At 44.0% G+C, this 20303-nt stretch carries 16 protein-coding genes; 7 read left to right on the top strand and 9 right to left on the bottom strand.

The window, feature by feature from the left end:
- Positions 1-4 precede the first annotated feature (4 nt).
- Positions 5-457 (top strand): RpiB/LacA/LacB family sugar-phosphate isomerase, encoded by a 453-nt coding sequence (locus ADH68_RS05780; protein ID WP_068961639.1) that lies wholly within the window; start codon positions 5-7, stop codon positions 455-457.
- 83 nt (positions 458-540) lie between these two features.
- On the opposite strand, the gene ADH68_RS05775 is transcribed toward ADH68_RS05780, so the two are convergent.
- Together ADH68_RS05775 and ADH68_RS05770 are read right to left on the bottom strand one after the other, a co-directional pair.
- A complete protein-coding gene (locus ADH68_RS05775; RefSeq protein ID WP_232321394.1) occupies positions 541-2583 on the bottom strand; it encodes a M13 family metallopeptidase in 2043 nt (680 codons plus the stop codon).
- Positions 2584-2774: 191 nt separating this feature from the next.
- Positions 2775-5438: a family 43 glycosylhydrolase gene (locus ADH68_RS05770; RefSeq protein WP_084274129.1), complete on the bottom strand. Its 2664-nt coding sequence runs from the start codon at positions 5436-5438 to the stop codon at positions 2775-2777.
- A gap of 376 nt (positions 5439-5814) precedes the next feature.
- Between ADH68_RS05770 and ADH68_RS05765 the strand changes: the two genes are divergently transcribed.
- Genes ADH68_RS05765 through ADH68_RS05755 form a run of 3 tightly spaced genes read left to right on the top strand, consistent with a single transcriptional unit; the run spans position 5815 to position 8703 of the window.
- Complete coding sequence (locus tag ADH68_RS05765) at positions 5815-6744, top strand: glycosyltransferase family 8 protein (RefSeq protein WP_068961641.1); 930 nt, start codon at positions 5815-5817, stop codon at positions 6742-6744.
- 22 nt (positions 6745-6766) lie between these two features.
- On the top strand, positions 6767-7687 hold the full coding sequence (locus ADH68_RS05760) for a glycosyltransferase family 8 protein (RefSeq protein WP_068961642.1): 921 nt from the start codon (positions 6767-6769) through the stop codon (positions 7685-7687).
- Positions 7688-7692: 5 nt separating this feature from the next.
- Entirely contained in the window at positions 7693-8703 is a 1011-nt protein-coding gene (locus ADH68_RS05755; protein WP_068962154.1) for a glycosyltransferase family 2 protein, read from the top strand.
- A gap of 3 nt (positions 8704-8706) precedes the next feature.
- Here the strand turns inward: ADH68_RS05755 and ADH68_RS05750 are convergent, their stop codons facing one another.
- Both ADH68_RS05750 and ADH68_RS05745 read right to left on the bottom strand, forming a co-directional pair.
- Positions 8707-9723, bottom strand: coding sequence for a glycosyltransferase family 2 protein (locus ADH68_RS05750; RefSeq protein WP_068961643.1), 1017 nt, complete (start codon positions 9721-9723; stop codon positions 8707-8709).
- Between the two features lie 19 nt (positions 9724-9742).
- Complete coding sequence (locus ADH68_RS05745) at positions 9743-10747, bottom strand: glycosyltransferase family 2 protein (protein ID WP_068961644.1); 1005 nt, start codon at positions 10745-10747, stop codon at positions 9743-9745.
- Positions 10748-10998: 251 nt separating this feature from the next.
- On the opposite strand from ADH68_RS05745, the gene nadB reads away from it, so the two are divergent.
- Positions 10999-12564: an L-aspartate oxidase gene (gene nadB, locus ADH68_RS05740; protein ID WP_068961645.1), complete on the top strand. Its 1566-nt coding sequence runs from the start codon at positions 10999-11001 to the stop codon at positions 12562-12564.
- Positions 12565-12680: 116 nt separating this feature from the next.
- A complete protein-coding gene (locus ADH68_RS05735; RefSeq protein ID WP_232321396.1) occupies positions 12681-13334 on the top strand; it encodes a DUF4294 domain-containing protein in 654 nt (217 codons plus the stop codon).
- Between the two features lie 15 nt (positions 13335-13349).
- On the opposite strand, the gene ADH68_RS05730 is transcribed toward ADH68_RS05735, so the two are convergent.
- From ADH68_RS05730 to ADH68_RS05710, 5 genes are all read right to left on the bottom strand, one after another.
- The gene (locus ADH68_RS05730; protein WP_068961646.1) at positions 13350-13865 is read right to left on the bottom strand and encodes a hypothetical protein; all 516 of its coding nucleotides are present in this window, start codon (positions 13863-13865) and stop codon (positions 13350-13352) included.
- 190 nt (positions 13866-14055) lie between these two features.
- Positions 14056-15093 (bottom strand): glycosyltransferase family 2 protein, encoded by a 1038-nt coding sequence (locus tag ADH68_RS05725; protein ID WP_068961647.1) that lies wholly within the window; start codon positions 15091-15093, stop codon positions 14056-14058.
- Positions 15090-16121, bottom strand: coding sequence for an acyltransferase family protein (locus tag ADH68_RS05720; protein WP_084274131.1), 1032 nt, complete (start codon positions 16119-16121; stop codon positions 15090-15092). The genes ADH68_RS05725 and ADH68_RS05720 overlap by 4 nt, the downstream gene beginning before the upstream one ends.
- A 56-nt stretch (positions 16122-16177) precedes the next feature.
- Positions 16178-18577 carry a type IX secretion system anionic LPS delivery protein PorZ gene (gene porZ / locus ADH68_RS05715; protein ID WP_157755873.1) on the bottom strand — a complete coding sequence of 800 codons (2400 nt, stop codon included), beginning with the start codon at positions 18575-18577 and terminating at the stop codon, positions 16178-16180.
- A gap of 270 nt (positions 18578-18847) precedes the next feature.
- Positions 18848-19432, bottom strand: coding sequence for a non-canonical purine NTP diphosphatase (locus ADH68_RS05710; protein WP_068962156.1), 585 nt, complete (start codon positions 19430-19432; stop codon positions 18848-18850).
- Between the two features lie 193 nt (positions 19433-19625).
- Here ADH68_RS05710 and ADH68_RS05705 point away from each other — a divergent pair, with 193 nt between their 5' ends.
- Positions 19626-20288 (top strand): hypothetical protein, encoded by a 663-nt coding sequence (locus ADH68_RS05705; protein ID WP_133165668.1) that lies wholly within the window; start codon positions 19626-19628, stop codon positions 20286-20288.
- The last annotated feature ends 15 nt before the right edge of the window (positions 20289-20303 follow it).

Raw genomic sequence — 20303 nt, 5'->3', positions numbered from 1 at the left:
CAAAATGTCCATACTCCAACCGGGCAAGAAAGTTGCCCTATGTAGCGACCATGCAGGCTACGAACTGAAAAGCATTGTAGAGGGATACCTCACATCCCAAGGTATCGAATACGAGGACTTCGGCACATTCTCTGCCGAAAGTTGCGACTATGCCGACTACGCACACCCGTGTGCGAAAGCAGTAGAAGAAGGACGATGCTATCCGGCTATTGGTATATGCGGAAGCGGCAACGGCATAAACATGACCCTCAACAAGCACCAGGGTATACGTTCGGCTCTATGCTGGGAGGTGGAACTGGCCCGACTGGCCCGTGCCCACAACGATGCCAACATTCTGGTAATGCCGGCCCGCTTTATTGAGCCTACTCTGGCTCTGGCCATTGTAGATGAGTTTCTGGCAACTCCATTCGACGGCGGACGCCATGAGAAGCGCATAGCCAAGATACCCTGTCAGTAAGTGACTGATATCATACTAAAGCATAAATGCCGTGGCGGGATTCGCCACGGCATTTATGCTTTAGTATGATATCATTGAGCGTATTACCAGATAACCACGCGCTCTTCTACGGGACGGAACATTTTGTCGCCCTCCTTGATAGAGAATGCCTCGAAGAACGGATCGATGTTGCGCAGAGTAACGTTGACACGCTGTTTGCCAAGCGAATGCACATCGCCCTGAGTAAGTGAACGAATCTCCTCATCACGGATATTCTGAGCCCAGAGGTTGGCATAGTTGAGATAGAATACCTGCATAGGGGTCAGACCCTCGATTTTCTCGGTAGTGATATCCACACCCTTCTTCTTCTGCGAGTCGAGGAATGCGGTCATAGCCACACGGAGGCCGCCCTGGTCGGCTATATTCTCGCCAAGTGTATACTGCCCGTTACCGTGAAGACCGGGAAGAATCTCCACTGCATCAAACTGTGCGATAAGTCCTTTGGTCTTTTCGGCAAACTTCTCTGCGTCCTCAGGTGTCCACCAGTTGACCATATTGCCATCTGCATCGAAGTTGCGGCCCTGGTCGTCAAACCCGTGGGTCATCTCATGTCCGATAACTACACCGATACCACCGTAATTCTCTGCATCCGACGACTCGGGATCATAGAAGGGAGCCTGGAGAATAGCCGCCGGGAAAACAATCTCGTTGGCCAGAGGATTGTAGTAGGCATTGACGGTCTGCGGTGTCATTCCCCACTCTGTCTTATCGACAGGCTTGCCCCACTTGGCATACTCCTCTTTCTGATGCCACATGCCGGCGTTGTGCATATTCTCGTAGTAGCTTAGTTCGGGGTTGATGACCATGCCGCTATAGTCCTTCCATTTGTCGGGATATCCGATTTTTACAGTAAAGGCGTTGAGTTTCTTGATGGCGTTGAGCTTGGTGTCGTCGCTCATCCAGGGAAGATTGATGATGTGTTTGCCGAGAGCGGTACGGAGATTCTCTACCAGGCCCACCATGTAATCCTTTGACGACTGAGGGAAGTATTGCTCAACATATAGTTGTCCAACAGCCTCGCCGAGCATCCCTTCTGTAGCTCCGAGCGCACGTTTCCAGCGCGGGCGCTGCTCGCCCACACCGCTCATCACCTTGTTGAACTCAAAGGCAGCATCGGTAAATTTGTCGCTGAGCTTGCCGGCAGCCTGTGCCACATATTTCCACAGGTAGTAGTCCTTTATTTCGCGATCGGTAAGGGTCGACAGCAGATTCACACCCTGCATAACAGAGTTAGGCTCTGTGACGATAACCGTCTCGGGCGAAGGAATTCCCATGGTCTCTATAAAGAAACGGTCCCAGTTGACTCCGGGATAGGTTTCCTTGAGTTTTGCAAACGTAAACGGATTGTACATCGCCGGAATGTTTCGGCTCTGTTCGCGGGTCCAAGCCGAATCGGCAAGAGCGGTCTCGATTTTCATAACGTTTGTCATGATGCGCTTTGCGTCCTTGGCCTTGAATCCGGCATTCTGCATCTGCTTTACAATCAGCTTCTTGTATGCTTCGCGCACTTCCTTGTTGCGCTTGTCGTCGAGCAAGTAGTAGTCGCGGTCGCCCAGACCCATTCCACCGCCTGACACATACATGGCGTATTCCTTGCTGTTGGCGAGGTCCTCCATGGGACCGGCGCCGAAGAAAGGTGATGCATAGTTGCCGTGCATCCAGAGGAAAAGGTCGGTCATCTCCTCGTGGGGAGTATTCTCAATCTTCTTGAGATCAGCCTGAATAGGAGCGGCACCCTCACGGTTGCGACGCACAGAATCCATAGCCTGGGAGTAAAGTGTCCATACCTTGTGGGCCACTGTACCCGGCTTAGGATTGGTTGCGCCCAAACCGAGCACAATACGCTTCACACGAGCCTCAGAAGAATCGTTGAGTACGTCGAAAGCGCCGTAGCGTGCATGTTCGGCGGTAAGAGGATGCGCGTCACGCCATCCTTTTGTGACATGCTGGTAGAAGTCGGCAGAGGCCGGAGTGTTTGGATCAAACTGCTTGGGATCAAGGCTTTTCAGATGTTCCTCAGCGCTCATGGGGAGCACCGCGAGGAAGCCCATGAATCCGGCGGTTGCAAGTGATTTTAACAGGTTCATATTATTACTGTAATTGTGTAAGTTGAAGTATTCAACACTATTTGATGCGCGTAAAGCGCAAACAGTTGCAAAAGTACTCAAATTTTTCCAATTGTAACATAATTTTATCTGACCTGCCATAGCTGATATAATGACGACGGAAGCATAAAAATATACTCCCGCCATACATGATACATCTAATAATATGTCTGTTATTTTGCCACCTTGCGGCCTCCCACTATGTATATCCCACGGTCAAGACCGTCAAGAGCTGTACGGGAGTCGATGTTGTGTTTTATCAGCCGCCCATCTATTGAATATACGCTGACACAATCCGACGAAGCATTTTGATATAAGGTTCCGCCAATTCCTGAGAGCTCACCGGTACGTGTGAATGTAAAGCGGTCGATATTCATCGGTCCTCGCACAACCTCGAATTTCAGCACATGTGCACCCTCTGATATCGCAACCTCCTTTACGTCGTGGTCAAAATATGTGTTCCAGTCATTCTGTCCCGAGAAACTCCAGTCATCTATCTCCTTGTCGTCGATATACATACGCATACGGCTTGAGGCCTTCGGGTCGTCGCTAAGGCGGGTTGTGATGGTGTATACTCCGCTCTCTTTTGCGATAAAGTTGTACTTATAGTAGTCGCCGGAGGATGTGGAACCGATATGCCAGCCGTCGGAGTGGGAGTCGATGGCCACCTCCACGTCATCACGGTAGCCCTTGGAGTTGCGCTCCCATGCGCCCTTGTCCTGATATCTGTAGTCATCGGCCTCAAGGTCTTCAGCTTCGATTGTACCCGGTATGTAGGCGGCTCCGGTAGAGAGGGTGAAATCGTAGAATTTCATAGCTCCGCGTGTTACACGAAGCTCGATATAGTGCTCGCCGGCCTCAAGCGTGAGGGGGAACATATAGAGTTCCTGTTTGCTTCCCACACGGTTTTTATCGGGGAGTTCGCGGCCGTTCTCGGCAGTCTTGTAGGTGCCGTCGTAGTCCACAGCCACCTTGCTGTCGGCCATGAGGTTGGCGGCCCGCAGAGTCATGGCGTAACGTCCCGAGCGGGCCACTTTAAGAGTAAAGCGCAGGAACTCGAAGTTGTCAAGTTCAACACCGTCGGCACTACGCGACGGTACCGACATATCACGCTTGTAATACGCGTTTCCGCCCTTGCCATCGTTGTATTCGACAGCGCTTATTGTCAACGACTCAGTACCGTTGAATGTCCTGACAGTTCCGCCATACGGCTCACCGAAATTGCGAAGCAGATTGAGATTTCCCTCATCATCAAATGTCTGCTCATCGTAACATACCGAGCGCAATGCTCCATGTCCCGAGAAGTCAGCCGTGTGGTAGAATGTATACCACTTACCCTTGAACTCCACAACAGAGCCGTGGGTGGTGTTGCAACCCATCGGATTCATGAAAACGCCCTTGGGTGTATATGGTCCGGCAATATTATCGGCGACAGAGTATTGCATACGGTTGACCGTGGTATAACCGTCGGCATAGACAAGATAATACCGCCCGTCTTTCTTGAACACCCAGGGTCCCTCATGAAAACTCGGGAAACCGCTTGCGACATCTCCATCAGGCCCAAGCAACATGACACTCTCGCCTTCCATCTCAAGCCAGTTGTCGCGTTTCAGCTTTGTCATCCAGCATCCGCCCTGTCCGGAAGTGAACACATAGGCCTGTCCGTCGTCATCCACAAACAGACAAGGATCTATTGTCGAGGGAATACCGTCAATATATCCTATACATTTCCACGGACCGGCCGGATTTTCGCTTGTAGCAAGAAAGTGTTGCCATACCGGCTCCCCATTCATACGTATTCGGTGAGGATAGATGAAGTAGTACAGACCGTCAGAGGGATTGTAATTGCAGTCGGGCGCCCACATATACTCCTCGCCGTAATTATTGACAGTTCCTGTATACCGGTTGGATGTCGCGGCATTCATTACCTCGCCATGGTCGGTCCAGTTTATCATATCCTCGGTAGAAAAAATATGGTAGCGGTCCATATGGTCGCACCCCTGTGCGGGCGACATGTCATGCGAGGCATATAAATAGAGCACTTCCTTGCCGTCGATATTCCACACATGGGCCGACGGATCGGCTGTATACAGCGGAGAGGTAAAGCCGACACCGAACATAGGCGAGGTAAGCTCCGTAAACATGGGATTGGAAACGTATGTCCATTCTCTCGGATAACTGAAATCCTGATGACCATAATCTCCGGTATCGACATATTCTCCCGTGCGGTGCCAAACATAGTAATCCATATTCATTGAATTTGACGGAACCCAGCGTAGCACATGTTTACCCTCAGTAAGCATAATTCCGGTATTGACCACTGTTATATAATTGTCCCAGCCCAGCCCCGGAGCCGATATTATCTTCCCGGCAGCCTTGCCGTCAATCTCAAAGAAAAGATCCTTTACATTGTCGGAACTCATGCATATGCGGAGTTCGTATTCACAGGCATCGGCCACCTCAAATGTATAGCACAGCCAATCGCCTGCACTCACATTGCCTATTACATATCCCGAGCCGCCGCCATTGATACGAACCTCGTCAATATCTTTACGGTAAGCGTTGGAACCTTTATTTCGGAAACTCCAGCTTATATTGTTGCCACCGTTGTCAAAATCCTCGGCCTGCATAATACAGTCGGATGACGCGCTCAGTACATGACTTCGGTATGGTGTGCCCTTATACTCGACCACATATTTCTCCGCAGTAACACCATTATCGTAATAATCATAGATATAAGGCTGGTCATCTGGAATGTTAAAAGCATTCACTGCCAGGGGCAATATGACATACAATGTTACCGCCACCAAAAACCGACTACGTATAGGATAACTCATAATTTTGTTTTTTGATTGGTTTAACGTAATCAAAAAAATGGGCTACTACAAGAAATATAATTATTTGCAGCAGCCCGTTTTTCCACTTTTAAATATATCGCTTCGATTAACTTTTCGATGGCAAAGTTAGAGCCTGAGACTTAACACAGGATTTAAAATCCACTTAATACAGACATAATTTCAACTTAATGATATGTTTTATAACATATGATTGCTTTATGTGAGGCATATAATTGTCCGTAGTCCCTGCAAAACATGCATAGCTTGACATATATCTATCCAAAATGAGGAAAAGTATATGATTTTTACTACTTTTGCATTAGTACAGAATTCAGCACAATCCTGAATTAATCTATTTGCTTATAGTCTGTGTGTTATGGCTACTATTGAAATCATATGTAATATCGACCATAACTTCGTAAAGTATTGCGGAGTGATGCTGACATCCCTTTTTGAAAATAACAGGAATGAAAAATTTCATATACATATATTTGCCACAGACCTCAATAACAAAGCCCAACGCATACTCAGCGATATAACCGAACGAAAGTACAGACAGCAACTGACATTCCACTTCATCGGCGACGAGCTCCCTGCAAATCTTCCTGCGATTGTAGCGGGAAGCCATATTACCGCCGCTACATATATACGGTGTTTCATGATGCCTCATCTATCACCCGACATGCACAAAGCCTTGTATCTCGACTGCGATATAATAGTATTAGGCAGCATACGTCCTCTATGGGATACTGACATATCAGACTATGCGCTTGCTGCAGTAGAAGATCAGACAGGTAATGACCCGGCGCATTATACCTCTCTTGACATGAATCCGGATTCACTCTACTTTAACGCAGGCATAATGCTGATAAATCTTGACTACTGGCGCAAACACGACGCTCAGCAGCAGATGAGTCAATGCATGAAAGATTACAACAACCGTATAGTACAGCACGACCAGGATGTTCTCAACAGGATATTCGAGGGCAAAGTGCTCGAACTGCCGATGCGATGGAACATGCAGGACTTCATGGTGCGCCGCAAGCTGAAGACACGGCGCAATACATCCGAACAGCGCCGAACAGAGTTGCCGGCCACGGTAATAGCCCACTTCAACGGTCGGAAAAAGCCATGGCAGGCAAAATGCATAAACCCTTTCAAAAAAGAGTATGAAAAATATCTTGACATGACTCAATGGAAAGGTGAACGTCCGCATACGAGCCTGGCGTTCAGAATAAACCGCCTAACATTCCCGATAGCCGGAATGTTAGGACTAAAGAATACATACGTAAGAGTCAGACGCTGACATAAAATCCACATACCCAACCATGGACATTGTATGTAATATCGACAACCGCTATGTACCATATTGCGGTATAATGCTTACCTCGCTACTCGACAACAACCGCGACAACGAGGTAAACATCCATATAGTGGCAGCTACTCTGTCGCCAGACAATATCGAAATACTTCGCAGTATTGTGGAAGATACATTCGGCGCACGTATCAACTTTTACATCGTGGGTGACAATCTTGTAAAAGAACTGCCTCACTTTGACAACGACTACATAAGCCTATCTACATATTTCAGATGTTTTCTCACTGAAATCCTACCCTCCGACATAAAAAAAGTAATCTACATAGACTGCGATTTGCTTGTGCTCAACTCCCTTAAACCCCTGTGGGATACCGATATATCAGGCTATGCGCTCGCTGCAGTAGAGGACATGAACAGTTCATTTACCGACAAGCACCGTCGACTCGGTCTGCCGGAAAGCTATCTTTACTTCAATGCCGGAGTATTGCTGATAAATCTTGACTACTGGCGTAGCCACGATGTGATGAATCGCCTGATGATATGGATGGGACAGTACCGCACGCGCATCGTAGCACATGACCAGGATTTGCTCAACGCAGTATTGTCAAAAGAAGTCACCTACCTGTCCCACCGCTGGAACATGCAGGAAGGTATGCTGCGCCGGCGCCGCCACACTCTTCCGTCATCAGAATCCACAATTGACCAAGAGATGAAGCAGCCTGCCATAATCCACTTTGCAGGCAAACACAAACCATGGCAGGAAAAATGTATCAATCCGTATAAACCCATGTGGGAAAGATACACCGATATGTCGCCCTGGAAGGGGATGCGCCCCAAAAAACATATCGGATTTACCATCAACCGCCTTACATTCCCTCTGCAGGACGCACTCGGACTGCGAAACGGATACCGCACCATCAAACTAAAATGAAAGTCATGCACAATTCTTCAACATCCGACAGATATACTAAAAACATTCCCATAGTTTCAATTATAGTGCCCAACTATAATTATGCCCGTTTTCTTGATATCCGCATGGAGTCTATTCTCAACCAGACATTCCAGGATTTTGAGATAATATTACTTGACGATCATTCCACTGACAATTCAGTAGAAATCATTGAAAAGTACCGCAATAATCCCAAGGTAAGCTATATTGATATTAACAAGGAAAACTCAGGATCTCCTTTCCGGCAGTGGAAAAAGGGTATAGAGTATGCCCGCGGCAAATATATATGGATTGCCGAAGCCGACGACTCAGCGCTGCCTGATTTTCTTGAGAAGACAATAACAGCTCTTGAAGCAACACCATCGGCATCTGTCGCATTCACAGGCTCGGAAACAATTGATGAAAACGGTGACCCTTACGGAAGAGATATCGATAAATGGTATAAAAAGAGTCCTCAGAAAACCAACGGCGGATGGATGGCTTTTAATGGCAAAGAATATGTAGTACACAATTTATATTGGCATTGTTATGTATACAACGCCAGTATGACAATATTCCGCAAAGAGTATTATTCGCCAGACCTGCTTGATGACAGCATTAAAATGCGTAATGCCGGCGACTGGCTGTTTTGGATAAAAATTACAGCAAAAGGAGATATCATCGAGGTATACGAGAAGTTGAATCTATTCCGCCTGCATAGAAAAAGCGCTACAGTAGCAGGAATAATGTCAGGAAATAACGTATGGGAAGATATCAAGGTAATGAAATACGTCGAAGACCACTTCAACGTAGGCAAGTATCGTAAGGCTATGCGGCTTGGCCAATACATAAAAGTATTACGGCGTTCTAAACAATATTCTCCTGAAACAAGACGGAAGATGATGAATGCCATACGCACATCCTTAGGTGTCGGCATGGGCACATTCAGAATGGAGCGTATAAATAAAATGTTATCATTTATACCATTTACACTTACCCAACAGAAGGATAGGCTCTAATGCTTATCTTCCGCATTCTGATTTACGCATTTTTTTCATTGCATATCCACGCCATCCGTACTTAATACGCAATAGCCTGATACGGTCTTCATAACGTATCAGGCTCCATGGAAGATTAAGCATATCCAACAGTTTGCTACGTAATGACAGCATCTCAGGATTGTAAATATTATCAGCTCCATACGCTATAATACATACCTTGCCGAAAATATGAATACACCGGTGTGTTATGTGGCGTATAACCTCTTTTTTAGTGGCTACATCCATTAATTCATTGCCTGAGACAAACGCTATTCTGTCAAACTCGGCATTGAAAAAGTCGGCAGCTTTCTTTCTACTCTTCTGAGTGATACCTGTAGTGCTTCCCGGACGTATTTCATAATGATAAAAGGCTTTATCCAAATGAACTACTTTCTCAGCCAGCGAACTCCACCGGTATATGCAAGCATGATCTTCGTAAAACACCCCCTCGGGAAAACGACACTCCTTGCCTAAAAATTTTCTGAGGTATATTCTTCCGCACGGGCTGGAGGTACATTTCTCCAACAATATATCAGCCATGGCTTGCAGGCCATTCTTGACATATACTTTACCTTCGTTCAGACATAAGTTGTCACCTATTATTCTTAATTCCTTACCAGGGACATTCAAAAAATAGTTGCTCTCGACAATATCCGCATCATAGCTCTGCGCTATATCCAATAATGCTCCAAACATAGTCGGCTCAATCCAGTCATCCCCGTCTATAAAAGTTACGTATTTCCCTTTAGCACAATCAATACCTATATTACGTGCTTTCGATACATCGGGAATGTCTATCCGTATAAGGCGCACAATGTCAGGATACCGCATGCTAAGACTTTCAACAACCTCATAAGAGTCATCACTACTCCCGTTCTCTACAAGAATTATCTCATATTTTCCTTTAATTTCTTGATTTATAATTGAATCAACACATTTTACAATATATTGAGCGACATTATAAACGGGTATGATTATACTTAATAACATAGAGTCCATAACTATTATACCGGGATTATTATTTTAATATGGCTTGGTCAAGATACAATGATTCCAATATTCTGCTTACACGATGTTTGAACTTATGCCTTCCTTCCAATGTCTTCACAATAAGGAAAGGACTACTCAACACCCTCCTTATATCAAGAATATCAAGGTAGTATCTGTATATTTTCCGTGCGCCTTCAATATCATTGTTCTTCAAAAGCATATTTACATAATATGCCGCCACTACCCTTGTATTTTTTATCAAATAACGTAATACCTTCTTTTTATGTACGGAATCAAGATTGCTATAATCGTATACAAAGTCCAGCCGTCCGATTTCGGCATAGAAATAGTCATGATATTTCCTTAAATCCTTGTCAAAGCCATTTGTAATGCTTCCAATTCGGGCATGATAATTATATAAAGGTTTGTCGATATGTACTATCTTACTCATCTCACTCATCCATCTGTACATGGTTGAATGATCCTCGTAGACCATTCGTTCCGGAAACTTTCGATTATCAAAAAATGAACGGTCATATATCCTTGCCCAAGGGGCAGAGGTCGACTCCTCCATAAGAATCTCATAACAGAGCTCAGAGGGCGATATCTCCGAAACGGCGCCGGTATCGGGAAAGCGATGTTCTACAGTTCCGTCAAGCTGTACATACTTGAAATTACAATACGCAATATCAGCATGAAAGGCTTCTTTAGCTTTTATCAGCTCCTCAAACATTGTCGGCTCTACCGTATCATCGCCATCAATAAATCCGATAAGACTTCCACGAGCTATATTCAAGCCACAGTTTCTTGCAGTTGAGACATCCGCAATATCTGTAGTTATAACTTTTATACACGGATTACAATCACTTAATTTATGACATAGCTCTAAAGAATTGTCTTTACTTCCATTTTCCACCAAAATTATCTCCATATCCCGGATTACGGTCTGGTTCAAAAGAGAATATACGCTCTCTTCTATATATGAAGCCACATTATATACAGGAATAATTATGGATAGTTTCGGTGTCCTCATAAATCTTGAATTCTGATTTTTTTATAGCCTACAAAGATATAACAAATATATTTAAGCAATGTAATATAAATCATCCTATATTCTCTGATAATATTAGATGATTGGATATTATCATTTGGATACCATGAATATAATTCATCATCATACATCATTTTTATCATATATATTTTTGTCAGAATGGATAATGGGGTGGAATTTTATGTATCTTTGCGATTGCAATTTCTACTAATCATTAGCCGGATTTCTACGCTATGACCTACGAATATGACTATCTGGTGATTGGCTCTGGCATCGCCGGAATGAGCTTCGCGCTTAAAGTGGCCGCTACAGGTCGCGTGGCGCTTATATGCAAGACCAGACTTGAGGAAGCCAACACCTACTTCGCCCAAGGCGGGGTGGCGTCAGTGACCAATCTTGAAGTCGATGACTTCGACAAGCATATCAACGATACTATGATTGCCGGCGACTGGCTGTCAGACCCGGAAGCTGTAAAGAAGGTTGTGACGGAAGCTCCGGCACAGATACGTGAACTGATACGATGGGGCGTCGACTTCGACAAGAAGGATGACGGCAGTTTCGACCTGCACCGTGAAGGCGGTCACTCCGAATTCCGCATACTACATCACGCCGACAATACCGGCGCTGAGATACAGCAGTCGCTTATCAAGGCCGTAAAAGCCAACCCCAACATAGACATATTCGAAAATCACTTCGCTATAGAAATCATCACTCAGCACCATCTGGGCAAGATTGTCACACGGCGTACACCCGACATCACATGCTACGGTGCCTACGTGCTTAATCCTGCGACAGGCAAAGTTGACACATTTCTGTCGAGGGTGACACTCATGGCCACAGGAGGAGTGGGAGCCGTCTACACTACCACTACCAATCCGCTTGTAGCCACAGGCGACGGCATAGCGATGGTATACCGCGCCAAAGGAACGGTCAAGGACATGGAGTTCATTCAGTTTCACCCAACCGCACTGTATCATCCGGGCGACCGTCCATCATTTCTCATTACCGAAGCCATGCGCGGCTATGGAGCCGTGCTCCGCAATCTCAAGGGTGAGGAATTCATGCAGAAATACGATCCGCGTCTGTCGCTTGCTCCGCGCGACATAGTGGCCAGAGCAATAGACTCAGAGATGAAACTCAATGGCGACGACCATGTATTCCTCGACGTGACGCATAAAGACCCGGAGGAAACACGCCACCATTTCCCGAACATATACGCAAAGTGTCTATCTCTCGGCATAGATATCACAAAAGATTACATACCTGTGGCTCCGGCGGCCCATTACCTGTGTGGAGGCATAAAAGTGGACACCAATGGTGAGTCGTCAATAGGTCGTCTGTATGCCGTAGGCGAATGTTCATGTACAGGATTGCACGGTGGCAACCGTCTTGCATCCAACTCACTGATAGAGGCTGTGGTATATGCCGATGCAGCCGCCAGACATGCAATGTCGGTAAAGGACGGATACGCCTATCGCACTGATATTCCTGAATGGAACGACGAGGGTACGCGCCATAACGAAGAGATGGTGTTGATAACCCAAAGTATCAAAGAAGTAGGACAGATAATGTCGGCATACGTGGGTATAGTACGTTCGGATTTGCGCCTGAAACGTGCATGGAACCGTCTTGACATACTGTATGAGGAGACAGAACGCCTGTTCAAGTGCTCAAAAGCATCGCGCGAGATATGCGAGCTGCGCAATATAATCAACGTGGGCTATCTGATTATGCGGCAGGCCATGGAACGAAAGGAATCCCGAGGTCTACACTACACCATCGACTATCCTCACAAATAGACGATTGCAGCGGCATCCCTGATTTGTGCCGGACCTGCGCCATCGCGTTTGTGCTATATCGTCCCCTACTCCGGTGATTTTCTGAACTTTTTTTGCTTATCGAGCATTTTGTGTGAATGAAGAATATCTTTTGCGCCATCATAATGATATTATCGTGTGTCGTCAGTGTCTCGGCTCAAGACGACACATCTGATGGTGTGGTCGGAATACTCGACGAGCCTACGCTTAAAGACGCCCGCATACCCCTTGTACGCGGACGCTATCATTTCGTCAGCGAGGAGGGAGACACTGCTATAATGGTGGTGCTCAACAATATCACATACTTCCCTCCGTTGAAGTTCAAGAACAAAAAACAGGAACAGTTCTACTGGCGCACTGTACGTGATGTGAAGCGCACGCTTCCTTATGCCAAAATGATTGCAGAAACCATACTCGAGACATACGAATACATGGAAACACTGCCATCGCAGGAAGAGCGACAGCGTCATCTTCAACAGATGGAAAAAGAGGTGTTCAACCAATATAAACCTCAGTTGAAGAAGTTTACCAAATCACAAGGCAAAATGCTGGTGAAACTCATCACGCGTGAGACCAACCAATCGTCCTACTCTATATTGAAAGCGTTTCTCGGAACTTTCCGCGCCGGATTCTGGCAGACTTTCGGACGATTTTTCGGTGTAAACCTTAAAAGTGATTTCCGTCCCGACAAAAACGAAGAAGATGCCATAATCGAGCGCGTATGCGTTCTCGTGGAGCAAGGTATGCTATAGCACAACCATCTCTCATCATAGATTGCACAATGACGCAAGAAGTTCCGACACATCACCGCGAGTAAGAGTACGCTGTGTCTGGAGTTCACGTGCAAAATCTCTCACAATACTCTGTACGCCGCTATGAGAGAATACTCTGTCGAGGTAAGAGTAACTGCGGTCAAACAGTCTGTGTATTTCATCATTCTCAAGCGAGCATGCGTCAGCACCCTCTTGCTCCAGACATTCAAGCAGAGCGTTTCGTGTATCTGTGTCGGGAGCCATATTCCGCTGCATATAGTGACGGCACATCACATTGCCTATCATCATGCCCATAGAAGCCTGATAATGCTTGAGTATGTACTGCCATGCCACTTTTGCCGACAGTCTGGGATTTCCTGAAAAATAATATTCCGGTACGAACTCTATATTGTCGTCAGAATCTATATCAATGCGTGCCAGCATATCGTCGGCGTCCCACACAACAAGGCTTACGGCCATGCCTGTCACGCCGTAACACTTGTCTTGATCATCTGTATATTTCAGTTTCATGTCTGCTTAAAGTAGTATTTTTTAGTACATAACAGCCCAATGTAACTCCCACATAAATTTATGGGATAAATGCTGTCGGTAGACCCGGTAGCCATAGTCATACCGTTTTTACTACGGTACTGTTGACGGACCTTTTCCTTATTAAACATCAAATATAATGAATTGTATCGCCTGCAACAAAATTTATCCATTATTTTTTTAGAATGGATATGATTCTTGAGCCAACCCAGCCACATACAGTAGGACCCAAAAACGACAGCAGTATACCTAACTTATTCTTTCTTCTTACATTCGGATTTATAAGCGAACCCATTCTGAGGCGCTTTATCTGAGTCCAGCATGATACCAGCTGATTGTTGTATCCACAACTGTCTGTATCGTCCTTTTCAGACTTAGATTGCCGGATATATTTCCACAGCTGCATATATATATCAAAATTAGCGCTCAATCGGCGGTCACGAGCCGCCTTCACCAGCCTTAGGTCAGCAGATGCAATCGCTTTATCCTCGATATCACGCGTGATATCGAGCACATCAAGTCTGTGTCCCGAAAACGTTTCCATAAGACTGCCATTTCGCTTACGGTAATAGTACAGAGGAGCATTACACAGACCTATGCGCTTAGACTTAGGCATCTTCTCCAACACCCTTACCATCCACTCAAGATCCTCATATATTATCCCCTCCTTAAACCTTATACCTTCAATAACTTCCCGACTGAACAACTTACCCCATGGAGCGCTACATATAAAATCATTCTGATACAGCAATTTTCTTAATGCATCTTCAGGAAGATAATGATGAAATTCCGTCATATCCCATTTATGTGCGGTAGTGATTATATCAAAGTCTCCAAATCTGATATAATCAACTCCGGATATAGAGTATACTTTTTTTCTTTTTACAATGCCGACCAAGGTCTCTATGTACTCGACGTGTATTATATCATCACCATCTACAAATGCTATGTAATCTCCTTTAGCATTATCCAATCCTACATTACGTGCTATCGAAGGACCTTCGTTATACTTTCTGATCAAAATAAATCTGCCATCCTTTTTTTCCCATGACCGACATATCTCGGTACTTCTGTCGGTAGATCCGTCGTCGACCATTATTACCTCAATATTATTATATGTCTGTAATGCAACAGATTCCAGACATGCATCCAGAAACTGCTCTACATTCCATACCGGAATAATGACCGAGACCATACCAGAATCAATCATACACTGCTTTTATTAGGATTATGGCCAAGAAGCCAAAGTATAGACCTTGCCGACCGGCTTGATGCCGAGTATCTGTGTAGCATTTTTCCTATTGACCAAGGTATATATATACTGCTCAATAAAGCTATAATGGTATATATCCACCACGGAAAATCGGTAAAATGATGAAGTATCTGCTGTGACACTACACATGTAAACCACGACAACAGGTACATCATATAGTTGTATCCCTCAAGATGTCGCCAACCAAGCTGCCACTCACAAGCTATAATAGCCAATGTAATAAGCATTGCAAGCCCGGATAAAGAGCATACAAGACCATATATTCCTGATAAATTTTCGGTATAAAACAAGGTAAACCATATTGCCGCACATATGCCGCCAAACCACCACTGTCCTAATAAAAAATCTATATCAGGTTTCCATCTGCCATATGCGATACCACACATAAAGAAGACCGCGAGCTTGGCTGTACGTCCTACGCCCATGAAAGTCCACTCCCACTGATTTACGCAGAAATAGCCTGCAATAGACAGTATGCCTCCAATCAAAAAAAACAGTGAGAGTCTATTCTTGAATAATTTTATCCCTATGAACGACACACACAACAAGACAAATACAACAGGCAGGAACCATAGAAACACAATTGTGAGCTTATCCGAGAAAAAAATGGATGAAATGAATGAGTTGATATCCATATTTACCGGCTCGTCAGCATATTCCGACATCAATGCACGAGGTACAAATGTCAATATTGTCAGTACAAAATAAGGCACCAGCAGGCGCTGTGCCTTATTCTTTATGAAATCTACCAAAGAGACATTATACTCCCTTTTTACCATTGATATCATAAATAAATAGCCTGAGATAAACACAAATAGTGGCATCCTCACCGTCTGAAACATTCGATAGAACCAAAACTGATGAAAATCGCCCGGATATTCATGCAAAGAATGTCCAAGAATCACCAGTATCACTCCTAAAATCTGTAGAAATGATATAAATCGTATTCTTTTCGATTGTGCCATTCTCTATAAACTGCGACACACATATCCTGACAGGGCATGTGTATCGTCAGACATATTTATTTTACTACCAGAATCTTTGTTACTGCTCCATTATTAGACTCCTGATTCTGAGAGGCATACACATAATATACTCCTGTGGGTACACGTTCGCCAGCTCCATTGCATCCGTCCCACATCACCATACCTCCCTCCGAACGTGTCTGAAGGAATACATTACCGGCAGAATCTGCAATTTTTACAAGAGAATTATCCATCAGACCCTTTATTGTAATCCAGCCTGTATAATCAGGCCTTACCGGATTGGGATAAGCATATACATCACTGAAATCTGAAGCAGCCGGAGTAATCGTACTGTGATATACAGCCACGCCATTGGTAGTACCGAAATATACGTCACTGCTATTAGGCTCACATACTATAGAGTGTACTTCATTTGAAGGAATAATACTATTGGAACGAGTGAAATTATCAATAATCTCACGCCCGTCAGCACTTACATAATAAACACCAGAGGTAACCGTTGACAGCCACTTACGATTTCCGGCATCTACCGCAATCGAAGTTACTTCCTGATTATCAAGAAGGTAATCAGCAAGTGAAGTACCATCGTTGCGAGGTACCTTCACGCGCTCTATTGTATTATCCTGATTAGACAGCATGTTTCGAAGATTATGTATTACCACAACTCCACACGCGGTACCAAGCCAGATATCGCCGTTGTTATCTTCTGCTATGCTTATTACAGCATATGGACCAAAAGTCTTACCATCCTGGTCAGTAAATCTGTTAACCATCCAGTAATTGTCGTCCGACACAGCCGATGTACCTTTAGTATCGTATATCACTACATTTTGGTCACCGTATGTCTGCGTTATCATGGCAAGATTCTTATTTTTTGAATGCTTAAAATGCACGATTCTTGAATCTCTACTTTCATGAGTTCCGAAATAAGGCAAATCGAGAGTAATCCAGTCACTATAAGAAGCCGTGTTGCTTTTATTCTTATTGGCAGGCAAAATAGTAACAATCTCGCGAGATCTTGTGAAATCGTGCGCAATCGCCCATAGATTATTATTGCTGTCAAAAGCCACATCCTCGACCGAACATGAGTATCCTGTGCCAAAAGGACCATTGGTCTTGTCATACTTGCCTATCTGCTTTCCATCCTTAAACTTCCATATTCCTTCAAACCATGTGGGTACATATACAATAGATGGATCCTCAGGATCAACAACAACATGATGCCCTGTTCGTAAAAGATTTGCACTGTTGGGATTTATAGTGGTATAATCACCCTTTCGGGGTGTGATATCATCAACGAAACCATTGTTTACTATATTCAGTTTCATCAAATAACTATAGTTATCGTGAGCCGGATATCTGCTCTGGGCGTTGTAAGTGGCATAAACTCCTATATCAGAAGCAGCAAGTCTGGTAGGACCTCCATGCACCGATGTTCCAAAAGGATATGATGGTTCTCTGTCAATTGTATAGTTAGTTAATTTCTGAGAATTGTCAATACCAATATAATTAGTAGTGTATGTAAGATGACCTAATCCGTCATCATTCAAATACCATAAATCATTATCACTGCCGGAACCATTTCCTCCTACATAAATAAAAGAAGTATATAGACTTGACGGCAACTCAACATATTTATATTCCACCCTATCCTCCTCATAGAGTCTACATAGTACATATCCATATCTTGATATGATAGCAAACCAGTCGCCAAACATTCGCATTCTTGCAAAATCGTACATTGCAAATCCCGGATAATTGCCTCCGACTGTTTTATTATCAAAATCTATCTTATATATATTGACCCAATTGGCCGATGGGCGATGTGCAATAATAAAATCATCACTCATTCCATACAAACCATCACACTGCAAATCGCTCAATTTCACAAATTTGCTAAAGTCATTAACCCTTTGTGACTTGCTTATGCCAAAAAGACCGTTATCTGTGCTTATAACTACATTCTCACCCATTACAGTAACCCCATATACCGGAAAACTGAAAATACCCGACTCTTTTACAGCTCCATTCTTAGTGTCATATCTGACAATGCCAAAACCGGTAGCTACATACATCTCGTCGTCATCAAACGATACACTGTTGATACTCTTGTCAGTAACATATTGCGCATCTTTGATATCACTCAGATTCACAATATTTCCATTATCATATATCAGGTCGATATTGCTGTTTTCATATACACAAACGGTGTAATCTCTATCATAGTTACGATAGATACCACATACATTCACATCCGAAAGTCCATTTCCAAGATTATACGAATACATCTCGTCCATATCCTTATCGTAATGAAACAGCGAACCGCCACCACAAAAATAAACTCTCGATTTAGTGTCGAGAATATCAGCGCGGTCAATACCGTAATTACTGTACAATTCCCATGAACCTACGGTATGCTGAGCCGACAGATTCACACTTAAAATTGATATAAGAGATACTAATATCAGATAATATCTATACATACACTATGATTACTTTAATAAGTATGTGTTCTAAATTATTTATTGTATTGGATTATGAAGTATGTGGATGAAATTTTACATTCGGCTGATGGCGTTATGGAGTTCCATAGCAACTGAAGCCGGATTCGAAAGTTCGCCTCATAATTTATGAGACAATGCATTAAATAATTTCGAACACATACTTAATTGCAAGAAAGCAGAGTGTCCCCTACTCTTTTTACATCATACTTGCGCGAGATATGCAGCAAGTTTCTTTACCGCACGTCCACGATGACTGATTGCATTTTTTTCCTCTTCTTTCATCTGGGCAAAAGTACGCTTCTCGCCATCCGGCCGGAACACAGGGTCATATCCGAAGCCACTTTCTCCATGACACTCATGAGTTATACATCCCTCTACTATGCCATTAAACAGCATAGGCTCTTCATCTCCGATTATAAGAGCAATTACAGTACGGAAACAGGCTTTTCTGTCATTCATCCCATCCATGTTGGCAAGAAGAAGAGCTACATTGGCAACCGAATCATGACCGGGACCTGCATAACGCGCCGAATACACACCCGGAGCACCACCAAGCGCTTCGACTTCAAGACCGGTATCATCGGCAAAACAGTCATAGCCATAGTGCTGTTTCACCCATTTGGCTTTTATTAAGGCATTGCCTTCAAGTGTATCAGCTGTCTCAGGAATATCATCATTACAGCTTATCTCGTCCAAAGAAAGCACTTCTATACCGGTATCATCGAGTATCTCGCGCACCTCCCTAAGTTTGTGGGCATTATTTGTAGCAAACACTATCTGTTTCATACATATATGAACGAAATACCAAAGCCTTTTATTGCTGTACTCCAAAGCATAAATCATGTATGCTACAATAATTGTCACAAAATTTTTAAAAATTTTCATTACCGATTAGCATGTCACGCTATTAAACTGTCTTCATTATACACATATTTATATACATCAACCAATAACCTAAAATTAACCATTAAATTTAATTATGAAGAAATCTTTACTCTCATTATTTTTTGCAATTGCCATGACATGTGTGGCCAAAGCTGATGAAGTTGTTGTAGTTTTCGCCGGATATAATTATGAAGGTGACGTTACTTCAAAAGTAGAATTTTCTGAAGGCAGTTCAGATACTTCCATCAACGATAAAGATTTTGAAGTACCCGGAGTATGCAAGTTTGCATTTTACAAGAAAGTAGAATCCACCGGATTTTCTTATATCAATCCCTCAGGTCAGACTCCTCATCTCCAGTGGGCCAAGCAGACTCTGCTTAACATTTCTCCCGAGAAAGGTGTCACCATTACAAAGATAACTTTTGCTTGTACTACTGCCGGATACACCCAAAACCTGGAAGTAGACTACCCGGAGAATTTCGGTGAATGCATTACAGAAGGCACCACTCCTTACTGGACAGGCTCTGCAACATCCGATTTCGGTCTTACATTCACTCCCAAGAAATCAAATCCCATGCGCTTTTCTTATATGACGATTGAGTACAGTGAAGAAACCTCATCAATCGACAATATAGCAATCGACGAGACAACTCCTGCCAGATACTTTAATCTTCAGGGCATCGAAGTTGCCAACCCTACAAAAGGTAAAGTGTATATCCTGCGTCAGGGCTCCGAATCAACCAAAATAATTATGTAATTCAAGTATTTACAT

Origin of the sequence: Muribaculum intestinale, from assembly GCF_002201515.1 — a bacterium.
GTDB lineage: Bacteria > Bacteroidota > Bacteroidia > Bacteroidales > Muribaculaceae > Muribaculum > Muribaculum intestinale.
Note: the sequence above shows the minus strand (reverse complement) of the source record. Positions and strands in the feature narration are given on the sequence as shown.